The sequence below is a fragment of the Enterocloster aldenensis genome, from assembly GCF_003434055.1.
Taxonomy (GTDB): Bacteria; Bacillota; Clostridia; order Lachnospirales; family Lachnospiraceae; genus Enterocloster; species Enterocloster aldenensis.
In genome coordinates, this window is sequence record NZ_QVEX01000034.1 from 275 (window position 1) to 19,907 (window position 19,633).

General features: G+C 48.3%; 20 protein-coding genes. 15 read left to right on the forward strand and 5 right to left on the reverse strand.

Annotated features, from left to right (window positions below; genetic code table 11):
* Nucleotides 1-118: 118 nt before the first annotated feature.
* The gene (locus DWX59_RS28095) at nt 119-1,015 is read right to left on the reverse strand and encodes a LysR family transcriptional regulator (protein WP_117563445.1); all 897 of its coding nucleotides are present in this window, start codon (nt 1,013-1,015) and stop codon (nt 119-121) included.
* A gap of 247 nt (nt 1,016-1,262) precedes the next feature.
* Between DWX59_RS28095 and DWX59_RS28100 the strand changes: the two genes are divergently transcribed.
* From DWX59_RS28100 to DWX59_RS28135, 8 genes are all read left to right on the forward strand, one after another.
* On the forward strand, nt 1,263-2,210 hold the full coding sequence (locus tag DWX59_RS28100; RefSeq protein WP_202048815.1) for an ABC transporter permease: 948 nt from the start codon (nt 1,263-1,265) through the stop codon (nt 2,208-2,210).
* The gene (locus tag DWX59_RS28105; protein ID WP_117563446.1) at nt 2,210-3,241 is read left to right on the forward strand and encodes an ABC transporter permease; all 1,032 of its coding nucleotides are present in this window, start codon (nt 2,210-2,212) and stop codon (nt 3,239-3,241) included. The genes DWX59_RS28100 and DWX59_RS28105 overlap by 1 nt, the downstream gene beginning before the upstream one ends.
* A gap of 14 nt (nt 3,242-3,255) precedes the next feature.
* Nucleotides 3,256-4,326, forward strand: a complete 1,071-nt coding sequence (locus tag DWX59_RS28110) for an ABC transporter ATP-binding protein (protein WP_117563447.1) — start codon at nt 3,256-3,258, stop codon at nt 4,324-4,326.
* Nucleotide 4,327: 1 nt separating this feature from the next.
* Entirely contained in the window at nt 4,328-5,278 is a 951-nt protein-coding gene (locus DWX59_RS28115; protein ID WP_117563448.1) for an ABC transporter ATP-binding protein, read from the forward strand.
* Nucleotides 5,275-6,975, forward strand: coding sequence for a peptide ABC transporter substrate-binding protein (locus DWX59_RS28120; protein ID WP_117563449.1), 1,701 nt, complete (start codon nt 5,275-5,277; stop codon nt 6,973-6,975). The genes DWX59_RS28115 and DWX59_RS28120 overlap by 4 nt, the downstream gene beginning before the upstream one ends.
* A 109-nt stretch (nt 6,976-7,084) precedes the next feature.
* The gene (locus tag DWX59_RS28125) at nt 7,085-8,002 is read left to right on the forward strand and encodes an isocitrate lyase/PEP mutase family protein (RefSeq protein ID WP_202048816.1); all 918 of its coding nucleotides are present in this window, start codon (nt 7,085-7,087) and stop codon (nt 8,000-8,002) included.
* A gap of 57 nt (nt 8,003-8,059) precedes the next feature.
* Complete coding sequence (locus tag DWX59_RS28130; protein WP_117563450.1) at nt 8,060-9,388, forward strand: Na+/H+ antiporter NhaC family protein; 1,329 nt, start codon at nt 8,060-8,062, stop codon at nt 9,386-9,388.
* A 28-nt stretch (nt 9,389-9,416) separates the two neighbouring features.
* Nucleotides 9,417-9,767: a cupin domain-containing protein gene (locus DWX59_RS28135; protein WP_117563451.1), complete on the forward strand. Its 351-nt coding sequence runs from the start codon at nt 9,417-9,419 to the stop codon at nt 9,765-9,767.
* A 110-nt stretch (nt 9,768-9,877) separates the two neighbouring features.
* On the opposite strand, the gene DWX59_RS28140 is transcribed toward DWX59_RS28135, so the two are convergent.
* Nucleotides 9,878-10,765, reverse strand: a complete 888-nt coding sequence (locus DWX59_RS28140) for an AraC family transcriptional regulator (RefSeq protein ID WP_117563452.1) — start codon at nt 10,763-10,765, stop codon at nt 9,878-9,880.
* Between the two features lie 133 nt (nt 10,766-10,898).
* On the opposite strand from DWX59_RS28140, the gene DWX59_RS28145 reads away from it, so the two are divergent.
* From DWX59_RS28145 to DWX59_RS28155, 3 genes are read left to right on the forward strand one after another with little or no spacing between them, the layout of a single operon-like run.
* Nucleotides 10,899-12,164 carry an NAD(P)/FAD-dependent oxidoreductase gene (locus DWX59_RS28145; protein ID WP_117563453.1) on the forward strand — a complete coding sequence of 422 codons (1,266 nt, stop codon included), beginning with the start codon at nt 10,899-10,901 and terminating at the stop codon, nt 12,162-12,164.
* Nucleotides 12,157-14,286 carry a molybdopterin-containing oxidoreductase family protein gene (locus DWX59_RS28150; RefSeq protein ID WP_117563454.1) on the forward strand — a complete coding sequence of 710 codons (2,130 nt, stop codon included), beginning with the start codon at nt 12,157-12,159 and terminating at the stop codon, nt 14,284-14,286. Before DWX59_RS28145 ends, DWX59_RS28150 begins: the two co-directional genes overlap by 8 nt.
* Nucleotides 14,287-14,296: 10 nt before the next feature.
* Nucleotides 14,297-14,797 carry a 4Fe-4S dicluster domain-containing protein gene (locus tag DWX59_RS28155; protein WP_117563455.1) on the forward strand — a complete coding sequence of 167 codons (501 nt, stop codon included), beginning with the start codon at nt 14,297-14,299 and terminating at the stop codon, nt 14,795-14,797.
* A gap of 44 nt (nt 14,798-14,841) precedes the next feature.
* Here DWX59_RS28155 and DWX59_RS28160 read toward each other — a convergent pair whose 3' ends face one another.
* Nucleotides 14,842-15,234 carry a winged helix-turn-helix domain-containing protein gene (locus DWX59_RS28160; protein ID WP_117563456.1) on the reverse strand — a complete coding sequence of 131 codons (393 nt, stop codon included), beginning with the start codon at nt 15,232-15,234 and terminating at the stop codon, nt 14,842-14,844.
* Between the two features lie 133 nt (nt 15,235-15,367).
* Between DWX59_RS28160 and DWX59_RS28165 the strand changes: the two genes are divergently transcribed.
* The gene (locus tag DWX59_RS28165; protein ID WP_235845208.1) at nt 15,368-16,579 is read left to right on the forward strand and encodes a molybdopterin molybdotransferase MoeA; all 1,212 of its coding nucleotides are present in this window, start codon (nt 15,368-15,370) and stop codon (nt 16,577-16,579) included.
* A gap of 72 nt (nt 16,580-16,651) precedes the next feature.
* On the opposite strand, the gene DWX59_RS28170 is transcribed toward DWX59_RS28165, so the two are convergent.
* Together DWX59_RS28170 and DWX59_RS28175 are read right to left on the reverse strand one after the other, a co-directional pair.
* Nucleotides 16,652-17,074, reverse strand: coding sequence for a pyridoxamine 5'-phosphate oxidase family protein (locus DWX59_RS28170; RefSeq protein WP_117563458.1), 423 nt, complete (start codon nt 17,072-17,074; stop codon nt 16,652-16,654).
* A gap of 92 nt (nt 17,075-17,166) precedes the next feature.
* Nucleotides 17,167-17,523 carry a winged helix-turn-helix transcriptional regulator gene (locus DWX59_RS28175; RefSeq protein ID WP_117563459.1) on the reverse strand — a complete coding sequence of 119 codons (357 nt, stop codon included), beginning with the start codon at nt 17,521-17,523 and terminating at the stop codon, nt 17,167-17,169.
* A 101-nt stretch (nt 17,524-17,624) separates the two neighbouring features.
* On the opposite strand from DWX59_RS28175, the gene DWX59_RS28180 reads away from it, so the two are divergent.
* The 3 genes from DWX59_RS28180 (at nt 17,625) to DWX59_RS28190 (ending at nt 19,571) form a co-directional block, all read left to right on the forward strand.
* Complete coding sequence (locus DWX59_RS28180; RefSeq protein ID WP_117563460.1) at nt 17,625-18,200, forward strand: TetR/AcrR family transcriptional regulator; 576 nt, start codon at nt 17,625-17,627, stop codon at nt 18,198-18,200.
* Between the two features lie 127 nt (nt 18,201-18,327).
* On the forward strand, nt 18,328-18,624 hold the full coding sequence (locus DWX59_RS28185) for a DUF1330 domain-containing protein (protein ID WP_117563461.1): 297 nt from the start codon (nt 18,328-18,330) through the stop codon (nt 18,622-18,624).
* Nucleotides 18,625-18,707: 83 nt separating this feature from the next.
* Nucleotides 18,708-19,571 carry an MBL fold metallo-hydrolase gene (locus DWX59_RS28190; RefSeq protein WP_117563462.1) on the forward strand — a complete coding sequence of 288 codons (864 nt, stop codon included), beginning with the start codon at nt 18,708-18,710 and terminating at the stop codon, nt 19,569-19,571.
* Nucleotides 19,572-19,633: the final 62 nt, after the last annotated feature.

The following is a 19,633-nucleotide window of genomic DNA, read 5'->3' on the forward strand; positions in this document are numbered from 1 at the left end:
AGGCGAGGGTCGCGGGTTCGAATCCCGTCTCGCGCTTTTTTTATTGGCTGGAATTTCCTTGATTTACAAGGGATTCCAGCCTTTTGTGTTGTCTGGGATATGATTGCTTAAACCATCCTTAATTGGTCAAATCAGGCCGTTGATGAATAATGGTCTGGGTTAATTCCAAAAAAGTAGATACGATGGGGGAAGGCACTTCGTCGGTACGGGTTGCAATGGAGATGGATCGGGTGGGATATCCTTCCAGATATTTAATGGCTGCTTTGTGGGGGTAATTGTTCAGGATCAGTTTGGGAAGGACGGTACAGCCAAGGCCGTTTTCCACCATTGCCAATAAAGCAAGATCATCGTGCATGGTGAAGGCCACAGAAGGAGTGAAATTATGTTTATGACACAGCTGAAGGATATCTGTGTTATTTCCATCAGTAGGCATTAAGAATGGCACCTCATTCAATTGCTGGAACATAATGGGGGAATCAGTAGATGCCAGCGGATGGTTGGGCGGAAGTACCAGGCATAGGGAATCATCAAATAGATGGATCAGATTCAGCCCCTGAGCGTTAGAACCGCTGACAAAGCTGCAGTCAGCAATGCCGTCCATAAGAAACTGTTCCATTTCAGGATAACTTCCCTGCCCGGTCAGCATTTCAATCTGCACTTTGGGATACAGCTGATGGAATTGGCCTATGATGATGGGAAGAAGCACAAGGGATACGCTGGTAAAAGCCCCCACCTTAAGGGAACCGATCTGCATACCGATAATGGAGTTGGCGGTTGCCAGGATTTTATCTTCACATGAAATAGCCTCGCGGATATAGGGCAGAAGCAGTCTTCCTTCCGTGGTCAGTTTGGTGCCGGAACGGTCACGCTGTAATATTTTTATTCCAAGTTCTTCTTCCACAGACTTAATCTGGTGACTGGCTCCGGATTGGGTGTATCCCAGTTCTGACGCGGCTTTTGTCAGATTTCCTAATTCAATTGCTTTGATCATCAATCGGTATTTATTGATATTCATGGCAGCTTCTCCTTATATTCATATGAATTTCATATTTCTATCATTTTTTCATGGATTAGGCTGTGTGTCAATAGATATTCCAAATTTACATGAAAAAAAATAATGGAATATAGGAAATATATGAATTTTACATATTGTAAAAAATGATATATAATAACAAAAGAAAAGGATGGAAAATATATTCATTGCATAAAAAAGAATGTACTTTACCGTCAAACAAAATGATAATGGAGCAAGGAGGCTAAAAATGGGGAGAGATATGGGGAGATATATTGCCAAGCGTGTGCTGATTGCAGCCGTAACGCTGCTGGCAATCACTTTTTTGCTTTTTTTATTAATGGATCTGCTGCCGGGATCGCCATTTAATAATGAAAAGCTGAATGAAGCACAGAAGGCCCTTCTGGAACATAAATATGGCCTGGACAAACCGTTTTTTGTCCGGTACTGGATTTATCTGACGAATCTGATGCATGGGGATTTTGGGATATCTTATGTGATTGCGGTTGACCAGCCGGTATCAAATATGATGGTTACCCGGTTGCCGATTACAATACGTATGGGTGTTCAGGCCATGCTGATTGGTGTGGTGGTGGGACTGGTACTCGGGATTATTGCGGCGCTGAAGAAAAATACCTGGATTGATACGGTTGCAACCGTATGTTCTGTCATCGGATTCAGCGTGCCGGCTTATGTGTTTGCACTCTTTTTAGTGTTTTTTGCAGCATTTAAAATGGGATGGTTTCCCATCCGGTTCGCCATTGACCAGCCGGTATTTTCCAGCATTCTTCCAACCTTATCCTTAGCTGCTTATATCATAGCAACCATGGCGCGGTATGCAAGGTCGGAGATGATTGAATGTCTGGGCAGTGATTACATCATCCTTGCAAAGGCCAAGGGCATAAATGAAAGGAAAGTGATTGTACGCCATGCACTGCGAAATACACTGGTTCCAATCATTACCGTGCTGTCCCCCCTGATGATTGGCCTGATTACAGGAAGCGTGGTTGTGGAACAGATTTTTGGGGTTCCCGGACTTGGGCAGATGCTGCTTTCTGGTGTACAGAACAATGATTACAACGTAATCATGGCCGTTGCGCTTGTATACAGCTTTCTCTATATTGTAATCATGCTGGTGGTTGATGTGTTATACGGATTGATAGATCCGAGGATTCGTGTGTCTGGAGGTAAAGCATAATGCAGGAAATAAATTTGAATATACCGGATATTCCAGCGGAGAAACTGACACTGGTACATAAAAATCCTTCTGATTTCCATGAGGTCTCTGAAGTATATGAGAATACCTCGTATTGGAGAGATGTGACTTTAAAAATGCTTCACAACAGAGGCGCCATGGTAGGAATCGCCATGATTGTGGGAATCATCCTGCTTGCATTATTTGCCCCCATTGCATCTGCCAGGACGTATGATGATGTAATATTGGAACATAATTTCCTTTCACCCAGAATACCGGTTCTTGAGAATTTTGGTATTTTCGATGGTGTTAAGGACGGGGTGGATGTTTACGCACAGCGCGGAATACCGGATGACGTTTACTATTTTTTCGGTACGGATTCCCTGGGACGTGATTTGTGGACAAGACTCTGGAGCGGGACCCGGCTCTCCCTTTTAATCGCTGTGATTGCTGTGGTAATCGATCTGGCCATCGGAATGAGCTACGGATTGATTTCCGGGTATTTTGGAAAAAAAGTGGATTTCCTGATGCAGCGTTTTGTTGAGATATTGAATGGGATTCCTCAGGTGGTCCTGGTCACCCTGTTTGCCCTTGTACTGGAACCAGGTATCTCATCCATAATCCTGGCGCTTTTGGTAAGCGGCTGGATTCCCATGAGCAGGGTTGCCAGGGCGCAGATGCTGAAACAGAAAAGTCAGGAATATGTATTGGCTTCCCATACCTTGGGAACCAATAACCGTAAAACAATTTTTAGGGAGATTGTTCCTAATGTCCTGGGGCAGGTGGTTACCATGAGCATGTTCTCCATCCCCAGCGCAATCTTTACGGAGTCTTATCTTTCCTATATCGGTCTTGGGGTAAGGGCTCCCATGGCGTCCCTGGGTTCCCTGGTCAGTGATGGGTATGGTTCATTCCTGTCATATCCGTATCTGGTAATTGCACCGGTCACGGTCCTGGCCATATTGATGATTAGCTTTAATCTGTTTGCGGACGGGTTGCGGGACGCAGTTGATCCCACCATGAAGGATATGTAGGAGGAAATGAAAAGATGGAACGAGAAAGAGTTTTATCAATTAGGGATCTGGAAATTTCCTTTGATACGGTGCATGGAAAGGCTGCAGCCATCCGGGGAATGCGTTTTGACCTGTATAGAGGGGAAACGGTAGCAATTGTAGGGGAAAGCGGAAGCGGTAAGTCGGTTACCATGAAAGCGGTTATGGGCATTATCAGTAATAACCAGCATATTGACCACGGTTCCATCCATTACAGCTGGTGGGATGAAAACGGACAGAAACAGACAGCGGATATTGCCAAGATGTGCCCGCGGGACGTACGCAGCAAAATATGCGGACGCCATATTTCCATGGTGTTCCAGGATTCCATGACATCCCTGAATCCCACGGTTACCATTGGAAACCAGATTATAGAAGGAATGCTGGAACACTATAAGCTGACGAAGGAAGAAGCAAAAGCGCGGGCAATCAAGCTGCTGGAAGAAGTTGGGATTAAAAATCCGGAAAAGCGGTTTAAACAATATCCACATCAGCTTTCCGGAGGCATGTGCCAGAGGGTGGGAATCGCCATCGCGCTGGCCTGCGATCCTGATATCCTGATCTGTGATGAACCTACAACGGCATTGGATGTTACGATTCAGCTGAAGATCCTGAACCTGATTAAAAAAATTCAGAAAGAGAAGCAGATATCAGTTGTCTATATTACCCATGATCTTGGCGTTGTAGCTAAGGTGGCGGATTATGTGTGTGTGATGTACGCCGGCAGGATTATAGAAAAGGGAAGCGTGGAGGAAATATTCTATGATCCGAGGCACCCTTATACATGGGGGCTGCTTTCCTCTATGCCGGATCTTACCACAGACTCGCCGCGTCTGTTTGCAATACCGGGCGAACCGGTCAACCTTCTACATGAAATCAAGGGAGATGCCTTTGCGCCCCGCAATCCTTATGCGCTTAAAATCGATTTTGAGCAGGCTCCTCCCATGTTCAATGTGGGAGGTAAGCACAGGGTTGCCTCGTGGCTGTGCCATCCGAAGGCGGAAAAGGTCCAGATGCCGGAATCTTTACGTATTAAAATTGACCGGATGCTAAAGGGGGTGGGATGATATGGACGAGAGGGATGTGATTTTAGAAGTAAAGCATTTAAAACAATATTTTAAAATCAACCATAAGTTTACCGTAAAAGGTGTGGATGATATTTCGTTTAAGATTTACCGCGGGGAGACATATGGACTGGTAGGTGAGAGCGGAAGCGGGAAAACCACAACAGGACGCTCAATCATACGGCTGTATGATGCCACGGACGGGGAAGTTATTTTTAATGGTAAAAAGATCAGCGGCCCTATTGACAAAGCTACAAGGGATTATCTGCGCACGAATATGCAGATGATTTTCCAAAATCCCATGTCATGCCTGAACCCGCGCAAGAAAGTAATGGATATCATAGGGGAAGGGCTGGATGCCCATCACAGCTATAAGAGCAAAGAGGAGCGGGAAGAAAAGATTTATGCGATACTGGAAAAGGTGGGACTTGACAGGGAACATGCCACCAGGTTCCCGCATCAGTTTTCAGGCGGGCAGAGGCAGAGAATCGGCATTGCCAGGGCACTGGTAATGCTTCCCCAGCTGGTTATTGCAGATGAGTGCATCAGTGCGCTGGATGTTTCGATTCAGGCACAGGTAGTCAATCTGATGCGGGACCTGCAGGATGAATTGGGTATTACCTATCTGTTCATCGCCCATGATCTTTCCATGGTGAAATATATCAGCAACCGTCTTGGAATCATGCACTTGGGTCATATTGTGGAGACAGGCACAACGGATGAGATATTTGCCAATCCGGTACACCCCTACACACAGTCACTGCTTTCCGCGATTCTTGAGCCGAATCCCAGGGTTGCAGCGGCTAAGGTTCCGGTGTTCTATGAACCCCAGGAGTTGGGAATTGATTATACAAAAGGTACGATTCATGCATTAAGCGGTACACATCAGGTGCTTGCTACGGATGAAGAATTTACAAAGTGGACTAATAATTTAAATGAAGGAGGATTATCATGAGAAAAGTTGGAAAGGTGCTGGCAATGCTGGCAGCGGCAGCAATTACTGCCGGAGCATTGGCAGGCTGCGGCTCAGGGGCAGCGGATAAGGAATCATCTGCGGCTGTCAATGGTTCGTCCGCAGCAGGTACGGAAAACGCGGCAGCAACACAAGGAGGGCATGTCCTGAATCTTGCAAAGCTTGCGGCATTGCAGGCGTGTGACCCACACAAGGTAAATGACCCCATGTCCAATGAGCTGTTAACAGCAGTGTTTGATGGATTGTATACCCTGGATGAAAATGGCGCATTAGATCCGCTGATGGCGGAAAGCTATGAGGTATCAGAGGATGGCCTTACCTATACCTTCCATCTCAGGGAAGCGTATTGGAGCAATGGGGAACCGGTTACTGCAAATGACTTTGCATTTTCCTGGAAACACCTGGTGGATCCTGCTACCGCAGCAAAGAACAGCAACGAAGCGGTTGCGGCAGGCATTAAGAATGCAAAAGCCATTGTAGATGGTGATATGGACCCGGAACAGCTGGGGGTTACGGTAGTTGACGATAAGACACTGCAGGTTGAGCTGGAGGCAATCGTACCTTATTTCCTGAAGACTTTGGTGCGTCCGGCGTTCCTTCCTATTAACCAGGCATATTATGAGTCTGCAGGTGAGGACTATGGCATGAAACCCGAATCCACCATCTACAATGGCCCGTATACTTGGACCTACTGGGATTATGCTACCAATATCAGGGCAACTAAAAACCCGGATTACTGGAATGCGGACAACATTGATATTGACCAGCTGAACTGGCAGATCGTGACAGATTCACAGACAGGTGCTTTGATGTTTGAGAACAAAGAACTGGATTTTGTGGAAATCAGCGGGGCTTTGATTAATAACTATGCGGACAATCCTGCATTTACAAAGGCGCTGGAAGTACATATGTGGTATGTATACCCCAATTTTGAAAATGAGGTACTGGCTAATGTTAATATCCGGAGGGCACTGGCAACTTCCATTAACAAAGATGCAATTGCAAAGACAGTCCTGAATAATGGTTCCCAGGCAGCCAATTACCTGGTGGGGTATAATCTGTGCTTTGCGCCGGATGAAAAGACCCAGATGCGCGATACCAATGGTGACGGTTTCCTGGCATATGATATGGAGTCAGCAAAGCAGGACTGGCAGAAGGGCCTTGAGGAACTGGGCAAAGACAGTGTAACGCTGCGCCTGATGTATTATAACAATAATGACGCATCCATTGCCCAGGCAGAATACATTGCTTCCCAGTGGCAGCAGACCTTGCCGGGACTTAAGATTGAGCTTTACAGCTATCCGTCCAGTTCAGCCCTTACCTATGCACAGAGCGGGGATTTTGATTTGTTCCTGTTCCGTTGGGGACCGGACTATAAGGATCCAATGGCATTCCTTGAACTGTTAGGAAGAAAGAATGAGCATAATTATGGACGTTATGACGGAGAAGCATTTAATGATATCATTGATGCAGCTTCTACGGCAGAGATGCTGAAAAATCCCCAGGCAAGATGGGACAGCCTGGCGGAAGCAGAAAAGATTCTGCTGGAGGAGGATGTAGCCGTATTCCCGACTGTACAGAATGGTCTGGCTATGTTAATCAATCCAAAAGTACATGGGTTAGAGGTACGTAATACCAGCCTGACATGGAACTATCGTTTTGTTACGATGGATGACTGAGCGACCTGAAATCGCCGGATGATATTGATGAGGCTGTGAAAATGTGGTTTGAACCTGCATTTATCACAGCCGCATCTGTCTAATGGAATAATACTAGGAGGAATTTGCTGTGTTTAAAGAAAAAGGTTCTTTTATGAAAATGTTGAACGATGGGGAGCAGGTGTTTGCTCCAAGCGTATGGGACTGCTTTTCTGCAAAAGCTGCTGAGCTTTGCGGATATAGGGCCATGCTGCTCAGCGGCGCGGCTGTGTCAAAGGGATTAACCGGCATGCCGGATTTGGGATTGATGACGGCAGATGAGCTGATTTATGTGACGGAACGGATTGCTGATTTTTCACCGCTGCCTTTAATCGTGGATTTTGACGAGGGGTATGGCGACAGCCCGCTGAATGTATACAGGAATATTAAAAGGCTGGTCCGGGCCGGAGCCCAGGGCTTTACCCTGGATGACGGGCAGGGCGTAAGGGGATATGAACGTCTGGCCTATTATCGGGGAACCGGGAAAAAACCTTATGATGTCATGTCAATGGATGTTTACCTGGCCAAGATAAAAGCAGCCCTTGCCGCAGTGGAAGGAACTGACTGCGTTGTGATTGCCCGGACAGAAAGCAGGGCTGTCAATGGATTTGACGATGCCATGGAACGTGTGGCCCGCGCGCACGAGCTGGGGGCACAGATGACCCTGATTAACCGTGTCAATGATTTTGAAGAGTGCAAAAAGGTGGCTGCGGCTGTTCCGGGCTGGAAGATGTATCCGGATATTGATGTAATGCCTGACGGGGTGCCGATGGTCACCATGGAAGAAGTGAAAGAGCTTGGCTTTAATTTTGTGACAATCCATTGCCTGGAAAAAGGGGCAATGTGGGGCATGGTACTTTATGGCAAGAATAATTTCCAGAATAAGAATGGCGTATTTTCCGGCCATCACCAGATGGACGGCCTTACGGAAGAGGAAAAGAAAGAGGCATTTAATGTTTATGGAACACAGTGGCTGCAGTTAGAGAAAACGTTCCAGGAGATTAAGTGACTCAGGTAAAATCTGCCGTTATGTAAACATGGAACCGGTGTTTGAAGGAGGAATCAGATGGGATTGGAGACATGGGTACTTGGGGCCTTCCTGGTGGCCCTGGCCGTGTGTATAGGCACAGGAACAGAGCTTTTATATGCGCTGTTGTTCGGGATGCTCTGTTTTTCCTGGTATACTGTAAAGAAAGGACGGACGCCGGGAAATGTATTGAGGCTATTGCTGTGCGGCATGGCGCGGGTGGGGAATATCATAATCATTTTTGTGCTGATTGGCTGCCTGACAGCCAGCTGGCGGGTCGGAGGCACAATCCCTTTTATCCTGTATTACTCTGTGGATCTGATTGAACCCAGGTACTTTGTGTTGTGTACGTTCCTTCTGTGCTGCATGATGTCATTCCTGACAGGTACCTCCTTTGGTACCAGCAGTACCATGGGAGTAATCTGTATGATGATTTCCAATGCAGCAGGATTAAATCCAATGCTGACAGCAGGAGCTGTCTTGTCCGGTATTTTTTTCGGGGACCGCTGTTCACCGATGTCTTCAAGCGCAATACTTGTTTATTCCCTTACCGGGACAGATATTTACCGGAATATCCGGGGAATGATGAAAACCAGCCTGGTTCCTTTCCTGGTTTCCTGCGTCCTTTATGTGGTGCTGGCAGGAGGCATTGCTGCAGAGCCGGATCCGACAGTGACCGCACTTTTTGAGGAGAATTTTTCCCTGAACTGGGTAACCGTCATGCCGGCAGTGCTGATGCTTTTGCTGGCTCTTTTGCGGTTGGATGTGAAGATTGCCATGGGGGTCAGCATTGTGGCGGCATCTGCGGCAGCAATCCTGATTCAGGGAGCTGCGCCGGGTGAGCTTATACGGTCCCTATGGACAGGAGGCGTGTTTGAGGAGGGAAGCCGGCTGGCCGTGCTGCTGGATGGAGGCGGGATTTCATCCATGGTTGAGGTCGGGGCAATCGTGCTGGTTTCAGCTTCCTATTCCGGGATCTTTTCGGCCACGCCGCTTCTTTCCGGGATAAAAGACAGGCTGAAGCAGACCGCTAAGAGATTAACGCCCTTTGGCACCGTGATACTGACTTCGGTCCTTTCTTCCATGGTCAGCTGTAATCAGAGTCTGGGAACCATCCTGACCTGGCAGATTTGTGATGATCTTTATCAGGACAAAGAGGAACTGGCGATTGCCCTGGAAAATTCGGTGATTCTGATTGCGGCGTTAATCCCGTGGGCGATTGCCGGCGCCGTACCGGTGGCCACGATCGGAGCAGAAATAACCTGCCTGCTGGCTGCATTTTATCTGTACCTGGTCCCGGCATGGAATCTATGGATATCTGTCCGGAAACAAAAATTTTGGAAATCCCCTGGCAATAAGTTAAATTAACCATAAATTTATGAATGGAGGAAATATCATGATAAGAAAAAGCATTGAAAAAGAAACCGTCCGAAAGCCCGCTCCCTTTCAGGGAACCGGTGAGATTACCGTCCGCAGCCTGTTAAACGGCCCTGATGAAATGAGCCGCAAAGGCCGTGTGTTTGGTCATACCACCGTCTATCCAGGTTCTGAAATTGGTTATCATGTCCATACCGGCGACAGTGAGACTTACTATATTTTAAGCGGTACCGGACGTTACAACGATAACGGGACCATGGTCAGCGTTGCTCCGGGGGATGTAACCTATTGCGCGCCGGGGGAAGGGCATGGGCTCGCCTGCGCCGGTGATGAACCGATTGAAATGATTGCCTTGATCCTGTACGAATAATGCTTCATCATGCAAAAGGGGGCTGTCGCACCAAGTGATTTGAATCATAGGTGCAGACAGCCCTTTTTTGGCGCCCGGACGGAATATGGGAATGAATTTTCAAACATGCCCTAGGGGGAACCCAGGGGAATTGTATCTAACAGGGTTTTCCTATAGTCCCTGGGAGTGACACCCATATATTTCTTAAAGACCTTGGTGTAATGGGGAGGACTGCTGAACCCCACGCTTTCCGATATAAAGGTAAGGGAATGTCCTTCCGCTATAAGAAGGACTGACTGATTGATGCGGTATGAATTGATGAAGTCCAGGACCGTGTGACGGGTACATTTGTAAAAAAGCCTGCTCAGATAACGCTCTGAGATTCCAAGGTGGGCGGCGATGGCTGAGACGGTCAGGGCGTCCTGGTAATGCTGCTGGATGTATAATAGGGCCTGTTCCACAAACCGGTTGTGATAATCCGTGTCAATGGGAAAATCATTGTGGAGCCTGCGGCTTAAGAGGAGCACAAGCTCAAATATATAATAGTTCATCATGGAAATGGATGAACTGAGCCATGTACTGTATTCTGTGGTGATATTCTGGATGCAGGATTCCAGCTGGAAATCCACTTTGCCCCATATGCAGCGGTCTGCGTAGAGCATAAAATATTGTCTTAGGTCAATCTTTAGGATCTGAGGAAGCTGATACAGGGGATTACTAAGGAAATCAAGGTTAAAATGGATATAGAATACCTGGCATGGCGAATCAGCCGACGTGGTGAACGCATGGCTGACATAGGGCAGTATGAAGATAAACTCACCCTCTTTCAGGGGAATGTCTTCTCCTGCTATGTTCATGACACAGTGTCCATGGCGGACAACACATATCTCACAGGGCTTATGGGCCCTGAAGCTGTATTCTTCGGCAGGATGGATGACAGAGGCCACTGCCACCTGCAAGATCCTGGAGGCGCGTAAAAAGTCGATTGGCGTCAAAGGAGAAGAAAGTTCTTTTTTCAAACCATACCCCCGCTCTAATTAAAATTTGTTCCGGAATATATAAGTTTCAATGGAAACACATCCTGTATATATTGGTTTTATTTTAACATGGATGTTACAATAAATGCAATAAAAAGAGAAGGGATGTGGGGCTATGGAGCGCTGCGCGATTATAGGATTTGGCTGTGCCGGATATCATGGTGCGAAAGCTCTGAGGACTTATGGATACACCGGGGAAATCCATGTATTTACCGAGGATTCAGAGGCGCCTGTTAACCCGATGCTGACAACCTATGTGGCAGGCGGAAAACTGGATGCAGAAGACGGATTTCCATTTGGCAGGCTGGAGGAGATTGCAGGGGAACTGGACCTGAAGGTGCATGTGGGGAAGGTAAGGAAAGTGTGTTCAGATGAAATGGCAGTTGAGACGGAGGATGGACGGTCCATCAGGTTTGACAAAATCCTTATTGCCACGGGTGCGGATGCATTTGTTCCTGACATGGAGGGCAGGGACAATGAGAATGTTTTTGTGATGAGGACTAGGAAGGACAGCCGTATGCTGAGGGACCGCCTTGAGGGCCCCAAGGCGGAAACAGCCATGGTGGTGGGAGCGTCCATGGCAGGCATTAAGGTAGCGGAAATTCTGGCGGACAGGGGAATACATTGTATCCTGAATGATTCTGCTCCCCATATTTTTCCGCTGGCCGCCTTGGAGCCGGTTGCGCAAGAGATTGAACAGAGAATCAGCAGCAGGGGAATCCAGCTGGTTTTTGGTGCCGGCATACGCCGGGTCATGGAACGCGGTAAGGGCATTGCAGTAGAACTGACGGATGACCGCGTTTTTGACTGCGATTTTCTGGTGCTGTGTATTGGAACCAGGGCCGCCACTGCTATCCTGGACAGCAAGATCCAGGTAAACAGGGGAATACTGGTTGACGAAACCATGGAAACCAGCGTCAAGGGCATTTACGCGGCAGGGGACTGTGCAGAGGGAAAGAACCTCCAGACCGGACAACCACAACTCATAGGCCTATGGGCCAATGCGGCCTGTCAGGGCCGGTGTGCCGGAAGCAATATGGCAGGCATGCAGGCGGAGTATGAAGGAAATATAATCCACAATATAACCCATTTCATGGATATGGATTTTGTAAGCCTGGGTGACAGGGGAACGGCCGGTGAACAGGTGGTTTTTAAGAATCCCAATAAGGACCTGATGATAGCTGCCGTGGTGAAGGACGGCGCATGTTCCTGCATCAATGTATTGGGAAATCACGAAAACACAGGAATCATTAAGAGTGCGTTCATGAAACAGATGCGGGGAAGCGATGAGAGCCTGGATTTATTTATGGAGGAAAAGTTAAGGCGGCAGGGAGTCGACCCTGCGTTTATCAGAATACTTGGAGGAGCGAGGAATGGATGATAGAAACAGACTGATGAAGGCAAAGATTCCATGCAGGGAAACGGGAATCCAAATAAAACGTACCATATGTGATATTTGTGCGCCTAACTTCCACTGTGGAATCGATGCATATGTGAAGGACGGCAAGGTCATTAAGGTGGAGGGGACCAAGGAGCATCCCATGAACCATGGCCTGTTGTGTACCAAGGGTGCGGCAAACCGGGAATATATTTACCGGAAGGACAGGCTGATGACCCCCTTAAGACGTGTGGGAGAGCGGGGGGAAGGCAGATTTGAACCTATATCCTGGGAAACAGCGTACAGGGAAATCCAGGAACAATTTAACGCGATTAAGGAAAAGGACGGGGCGGACGCCGTCGCATTTTTTGCAGGTTACTCAAAGTGGTTCCGGCCGCTGTTAAAGCGTCTGGCATTTTCCTTTGGGAGCAGCAATTACGGCACGGAATCCAGCTGCTGCTGGCATGCCAGCGATGTGGCATGGGAAACCATGGCCAATGGATTTGCGGTCCCGGATATGGGAAGGACCAACACCTATCTGGGATGGGGGTATAATCCTTATTACTCCAACCATCTGGGAATCCGCGGCATGGAGGCATATAAAGCCAGGGGCGGCAAACTGATTATCGTGGATGTGAAGAAAACCCTTGCGGCAAAGAAATTCGCGGATATCTTCATTCAGGTAAAGCCGGGAACCGACGGGGCCCTGGCTCTGGGAATGGCCAAAATCATGATTGATAATGGGTGGACCGATAAGGAATATATTGAAAAGCACACCCATGGATATGAAGCATTTGCAGAATATGTAAAAGAATTTAATCTTGAGAAGGTTGAGCGGATTACAGGCGCGGACCCAAAGATGGTATATGAAGCTGCAAAACTGTTTGCAACCAATGGGCCGGCCAGCATCCACCAGAGTGCTTCGCCTATTACCCAGCATAAAAACGGCCTTCAGAATTACAGGGCCATGAACGCACTTTTGGGACTTACAGGTAACTTTGACTGTCCGGGGGGCAATTTCCCCATAATGCCATTTTCCTTTGTGTATCAGATATCCGGTTTCAAGACCAGGGAGGCCCAGTATTATGAGGATGTAAGGCCTGAGAGGACAAGGCCCCTGGTGGGTGAGCTTACCTATCCGCTCTGGGGGAAATGTGTGGATGAAATGCAGGCCATTGACCTGTCCAGGCAGATACTGGAAGGAAGTCCTTACCCAATCAAAGGCCTATTTGGCCAGGGGATGAATATACTGATGTTCCCGGATACGGATCTGCTGTGTGAAGCATTAAAGAAGCTGGACTTTTTTGTTGCGGTTGATTTATTTGAGACACCCACTACCAGATATGCGGATATTGTGCTGCCGGCCTGCAGTTCCTTTGAGCGGAGCGAGTGCCGTGTATACGGAGGCGGTTATGCATATATGACAGAACCGGTGATTGAACCTTTGGGAGAGAGCAGGAGTGACGTGGTGATCCTTAAGGAACTGGCCGGGTATCTGGCACCCCAGGATGAACTGCTGTGCCAGGGCTATGAGGCTTTTGTGGACTATGCCTTTGCCGACCTGAGCGTCAGTGTGGCTGACATGAAGGCCAGCGACCTTCCAATCCATGTCCAGGAGGCCAGGCCTCCGGTTATCGGTGAGACCAGGATTCATGGATGCCATACGCCTTCAGGCAAATTTGAATTTGATTCGGAGCTGATAAAGAGCATTCCAAAAGAATTCGGCCTGGACTCACTGCCCACCTACAGGGAGGAGTTTGAAGATATCCGGGCAGGAAGGGAGTTCATACTTTCAACCGGCGTGCGCATCCCCAATGCCATCCACAGCCGTCTCCATGACGTCCCCTGGTTAAGAGGCCTCCGCCCCAATCCCATGGCGGATATAAATGATGAAGATGCAGCGCGTCTTGGTATCGGACAGGGGGATGACATCCGGATTGAGACCGTGCGGTCCAGTGTCCAGGTAAAGGCCAATGTCACTTCTACTGTCATGAAGGGAACGGTCCATCTATATCATGGGTACAAGAAAGCCAATGCCAATGCGCTGCTCCCGGCCAACTGGACAGACCCCTACAGCGGATATCCGGCATACAAGAGTATTGGTTGCAATATCGTAAAGTGTTAGGAGGACAAGGATGAAGCGATACATAGATCTGGACCTGGAAAAATGCTCTGCCTGCGGAGCCTGTGCAGTAGCCTGCATGGACCAGAATGATATAGATATACAAACAGAGATACCTTTTAGGCATGTGTTTATGGCGGATAAGAATGGGATCCATGGCAAGGAGCCAATCTATGCCTCCCTTGCCTGTATGCATTGCAGCGATGCGCCCTGCGTCATATCCTGTCCTGTGGGATGCCTGTCAAAGGATGGGGACACGGGTTTTACCCTTTATGACAACACCAACTGCATTGGCTGCCACAGCTGCGCCATGGCCTGTCCCTTTGGGGTCCCATCCTTTAACCGGATGGGGAAAATGCAGAAATGTGACGGCTGTATTGAACGGCAGCTTCATGGAATGGAGCCGGCCTGTACAAGGGTCTGTCCCACCGGAGCGCTCAAATGCTATACAGAGGAAGAATACGAAGCTGCCAGGATAGAAAAATCGGTTAAGAAGGTACTGGACGCCTTATGATATCCCCGGCCATGCCATGATCCTGTCATGAGGACCCCTGGGCATCAGGGGTCCGGCACAAAATATTCCTGGAACAGCTGGTCCACACACTTGTGGACAGCGGATTCAAATTCCTGGAATTGTGTTAACAGGCATTGGCCTTCCGGTGTCAGGACCGAACCCGCCCGGGTGGAACCGCCCTTTTTCTTGATGATAAGGGAGAACCCCAAATCCTCTTCTGCTGAGCGGATCAGATGCCATGCCTTGCTGTAAGCCATATTCATGGATTGGCTGGCCGACCGGATGGAATGTCCTTCCTGGATTAACAGCATCAATGAGATGACTCCCTTGCCAAAATGCGGCGAAGTGTTATAGACCTGAAGCTTAAGCAGATAATGGGCGGGCGGGTTCATGTCATGGCTGTCATATGCAGGTCTGATTGCTAATTCTGGGTTCATGGGATGCTCCTTACATCATTTTATCGTATATGATATGATACCATTATATTCAAGGAAATACAATGGTTGACAGAACTTCATGGTTCCATTATACTAAACAGAGAATATATCAACAGACGGGGAAGGCATGGCTATGGACAAAAGAAATGCGATAACGGTGGAAGAGGCGCAGGAACGGCTGAGGCAGATTAAGATAGATGTCCGTACTGAATGGATGAAGGCAGTGGATTCCCTTGGGCGTATATGTGCGCAGGATGTGTACTCCATTATGGACCAGCCTCCGTTCCCAAGGTCACCGCTGGACGGTTATGCGGTCAGAAGCATGGATGTACAGGGGGCTTCCAGGGAAAATCCCGTGAAGCTGAATGTGGTTGAGCGGGTTTGCGCCGGCATGTATCCCCAAAAGAAGGTGGGGCCAGGTGAGGCCGTGAGGATTATGACCGGCGCCCCCATACCGGAGGGGGCAGACGGTATTATCATGCAGGAACAGACGGATGAAGGGGAGCAGGCAGTGGAAATCTACCGGCCGGTCAAAGCTTACGGGAATTACTGCTTTCAGGGCGAGGATGTGGAAAAGGGGGTTTTACTGTTTAGGAAAGGCACCCGGATACGCCATATGCATGTGGGCATCATGGCGAGCCAGGGAATCGAAAACGTGCAGGTATACCGTGTTCCGGAAATCGGGGTCATGGCAACCGGAGATGAGTTAATGCCGGTGGGACATGCCCTTATGCAGGGGAAGATATATGATAGTAATGGACCCCTTCTTTCTGCCCGGGTCATGGAATTGGGAATGAAGGTAATCAGGTTGGGCAGCGCCGGTGATGATACGGAAAAGCTGGCTGATGCGGTCCTGGAGTCTTTACGCCGGTGTGATGCATTGATTACCAGCGGAGGGGTATCGGTGGGAGTCAGGGACTGTATGCCTCTTGTGGCTGAATATCTGGGCGCGGATGTGCTGTTTCACGGAATTGATGCCAAACCAGGCTCACCCATCATGGTGATGCTGGTCGGGAACAAGCCTGTTTTCTGTCTTTCCGGTAATCCGTTTGCAGCCGCTGCAACCTTCGAGGTGCTGGTAAGGCCGGTCCTGGAGGTGATGCGGGGAAGAAGCGGATGGCGTCCGGAACGGGTCAGGGGAATACTTGAAACCGCGTTTCCAAAACCATCTTCCACAAGGCGGTTTATCAGGGGACGTATGGACAACGGAAAGGTATGGCTCCCGGAAGGCCGCCATTCATCCGGCATGCTTGTAAGCCTGTCCCGGTGCAACTGTCTGGTGGATATTGCGGCCGGCAGCGAGGGGATGGAACCAGGGGAGACCGTGGATGTGATATTGCTATGATAAAAACGGTACACAGATGCCTGTAAGATGGCCTGTGTACCGTTTTTCCCGCTTTCCTTGATTGCAGATATTTTATGATTCTATGCTGAAATCCTCAGATTTGAAATTACTGTAATATCTGCCGGATTCAGCCGTGAAACGCAGGACGCAGTAGTCCGGGTCCGTTACGCCAAGGGGATAATACATGGTGTCACCTTCCTGCCATATCATTTCCCTGCTCTCACTGTCCTCCAGCACTTCCATGGTGCCGGTCAGCATGACTCCGCGGAAAAAACGCCGGTCGCAGAAATATACACAGGCCTTGGGATCATCCCTATATTGTGCGGCCCGCATGGAAGATGTGTTGCTGGTAAAATACATGGTCTTCAGCCCGATCCGTTTTCTTGGTGCGAGCATTGCCTTAACATTAGGGAACCCTTCCGCGGACACAGAACCTATAAACGCAGTACTCTGTCTGTCAATTAAACTACCGATGGTTTTCCGGACATCTTTCATATCTTCCTCCTCCTTTTAACTACAATCTTAACGGTTTGCAGTAAATAAGGGAAGTAGGCACTTTTTAGTAACTATACGTCCATGGACGCTAGCTATAAAAGTCCCTTGGCCTTGAGCAGTTCTTCTTTATGGTCTTCTACCATCATCTCTATGCCGATGGCCTGCATGATTGTAATGGCATCAAATATCTTCCGGCCCCTGTCCGTCAGGTCATACTCCACCTTCAGTGGATATCCCTCAAATGTGGTCCTGACCACAAATCCAAAGTGGATTAATTCATTCAGATGCTGAATCAGCATTTTCTGCGATATGCCTGCGATTGAATGCCTGAGCCCTGAGAGGGATTGGGGGGCCTTGCTCAGCTGCCACAGGATAATGGGCTTCCATTTTCCTTTGATGGCGTCATGGGTCAGTTCCAATGGGCAGGTGTACTCGTCCCGCATTTTCATATACATTCACCTCACTTGGAGTATATCATAGAAAATACTTGACAGGAAGGAGTTTGGGGAATAGAATGCAAGTATATACTTGCAAATGGGGACGGTAAAAAATGGATCAGACCAGCCAGAAGATAATTGATGCAGCCATGGAGCTGATAATGGAAATCGGATACACGGCAGCCACCACAAAGGATATTGCCAGGCGTGCCGGGGTGAATGAGTGCACCATTTTCCGCAAGTTTGGGGAAAAGAAGGAAATCGTGCTCCAGGCCATGAAGCAGAGCCGATGGCATCCTGACCTAACCCCGGATGATTTCAGCACATGGTCCGGGGATATGGAGGAGGATTTAAGCCGGTTTGCACATAGTTACATGGATAAAGTAACGGAACGTTTTGTCAAGCTGTCCATTGGGCTTCGGACACCGGAACTGGCGGATGCCACTTCAGATGGAATCCTGTCCGTTCCGCAGACATTCAGGAAGGGCCTGATTCATTATTTTGGGGAAATGCATCAAAGGGGGGTCCTGAGGCAGGACAATGCGGAGATTTTTGCCATGATGTTTTTAGCATTGAATTTTGGATTTGTCTTTTTTAAGGCATCGTTTGGGGAAAAGCTGACAGCAATGACCGAAGACGCATATATCAGCGGGATGGTTTCGGCATTTGTTCATGGGATTAACGGGTAGGGCATGAAGTATAGCGGGTTAACCATATCCGTATCATGGGGCGTGAAGGCGTATCCTGCATATGGCACAATCAGTGCCATATATTTTTAGATCGGATGCAAGTGAATACTTGCAGAAAGGAGGAGATATGGCTACATATTTTATTGTATGCGTTTATCATGACAAAGAAAGGGGATGGGGGGAATATGAGGAATATATCAGATTGGTTAAGCCGATTGTCGAAGAATACGGAGGCAGGTATATTGTGCGGAGCGAAGCGGTTGAGACCCTTGACCGCCGGTGGGAGCCGGAACGTGTGATTGCCATACGCTTTCCAGACAGGGGGAGCCTGGATGCCTGCTTTGGCTCTGAGGCGTATCAGAGGATTATGGAAAAGCGTACGTCGTCGGTTGACAGCCGGGCTGTGATTGTCCCGGGAATATAAATGACTTTCAGTGGATATTGTTTACATAATGTTGCCTGCGTAAAATATTGCTTACATATTATCTGGTTGGCAAGGAGGAAGATATGAAGATATGTGATACGGTATATCAGTTAAAGGTTGAATTCAATGTGACACCACAGGTAAAGCGATATGTCTATGTGTATATCATAGAGGGAAAAGAGGGGTATTACCTGATTGATGCAGGGGTAAAAGGATGTCAGAAAAAAATTGGGGAATATATACATAAAATTGGAAATTCAAGACAAACTATAAATGCCCTCATCTTAACCCACTCCCATCCGGACCATATTGGAGCAGCAAGGTCCATAAAAGAAGGCTATGACAGCTGCATTTACGCGTGTCAGGGGGAGAAGGACTGGATAGAAGATACAGGGCTTCAATATAAGGAGCGCCCCATACCTAATTTCCATGAGCTGGTTGAAGGGCCGGTCATGGTGGACCGGATAATAAAAGATAAAGATATTCTATATCTGGAACCGGGGATAGAACTGGAGGTAATCAATTCCTCCGGCCATTCCAGGGAATCCCTTTCTTTTTATTATCCTCAGAAGCAGGTTCTGTTTACAGGGGATGCGATTCCGGTTATTGATGATGTGCCGATTTATGAGAACTCTGAAAGCTGCATCCGTACGCTGAAACGTCTGGGCAGCCAGGGGCAGGTGGTCCTGTATTGTCCTGCCTGGGACAAGGTGTATGATAAAGAAGAGGGACTGCAGAACATTCAAGCGGCCATATCCCAGATGGAACGCATCCGGAATGCGGCGGAACAATATGCAGACTCCCTGTGTGCCGGGAAAATACAGGACAGGGATGTGGTATATCTGATGTGCAGGGAATTGAAAATGCAGCAATGGGAAGAGCATCCACTCTTTAAAAGGTCCATTTTAAAGGATATTTACAGGTTAAAGGAGGAGAGGAAAAAGTAATTAAAAAAAGTTGCAGAAAAATGTTGACAATTGTCGAAGCATCTGGTAAGATATCTCTTGCG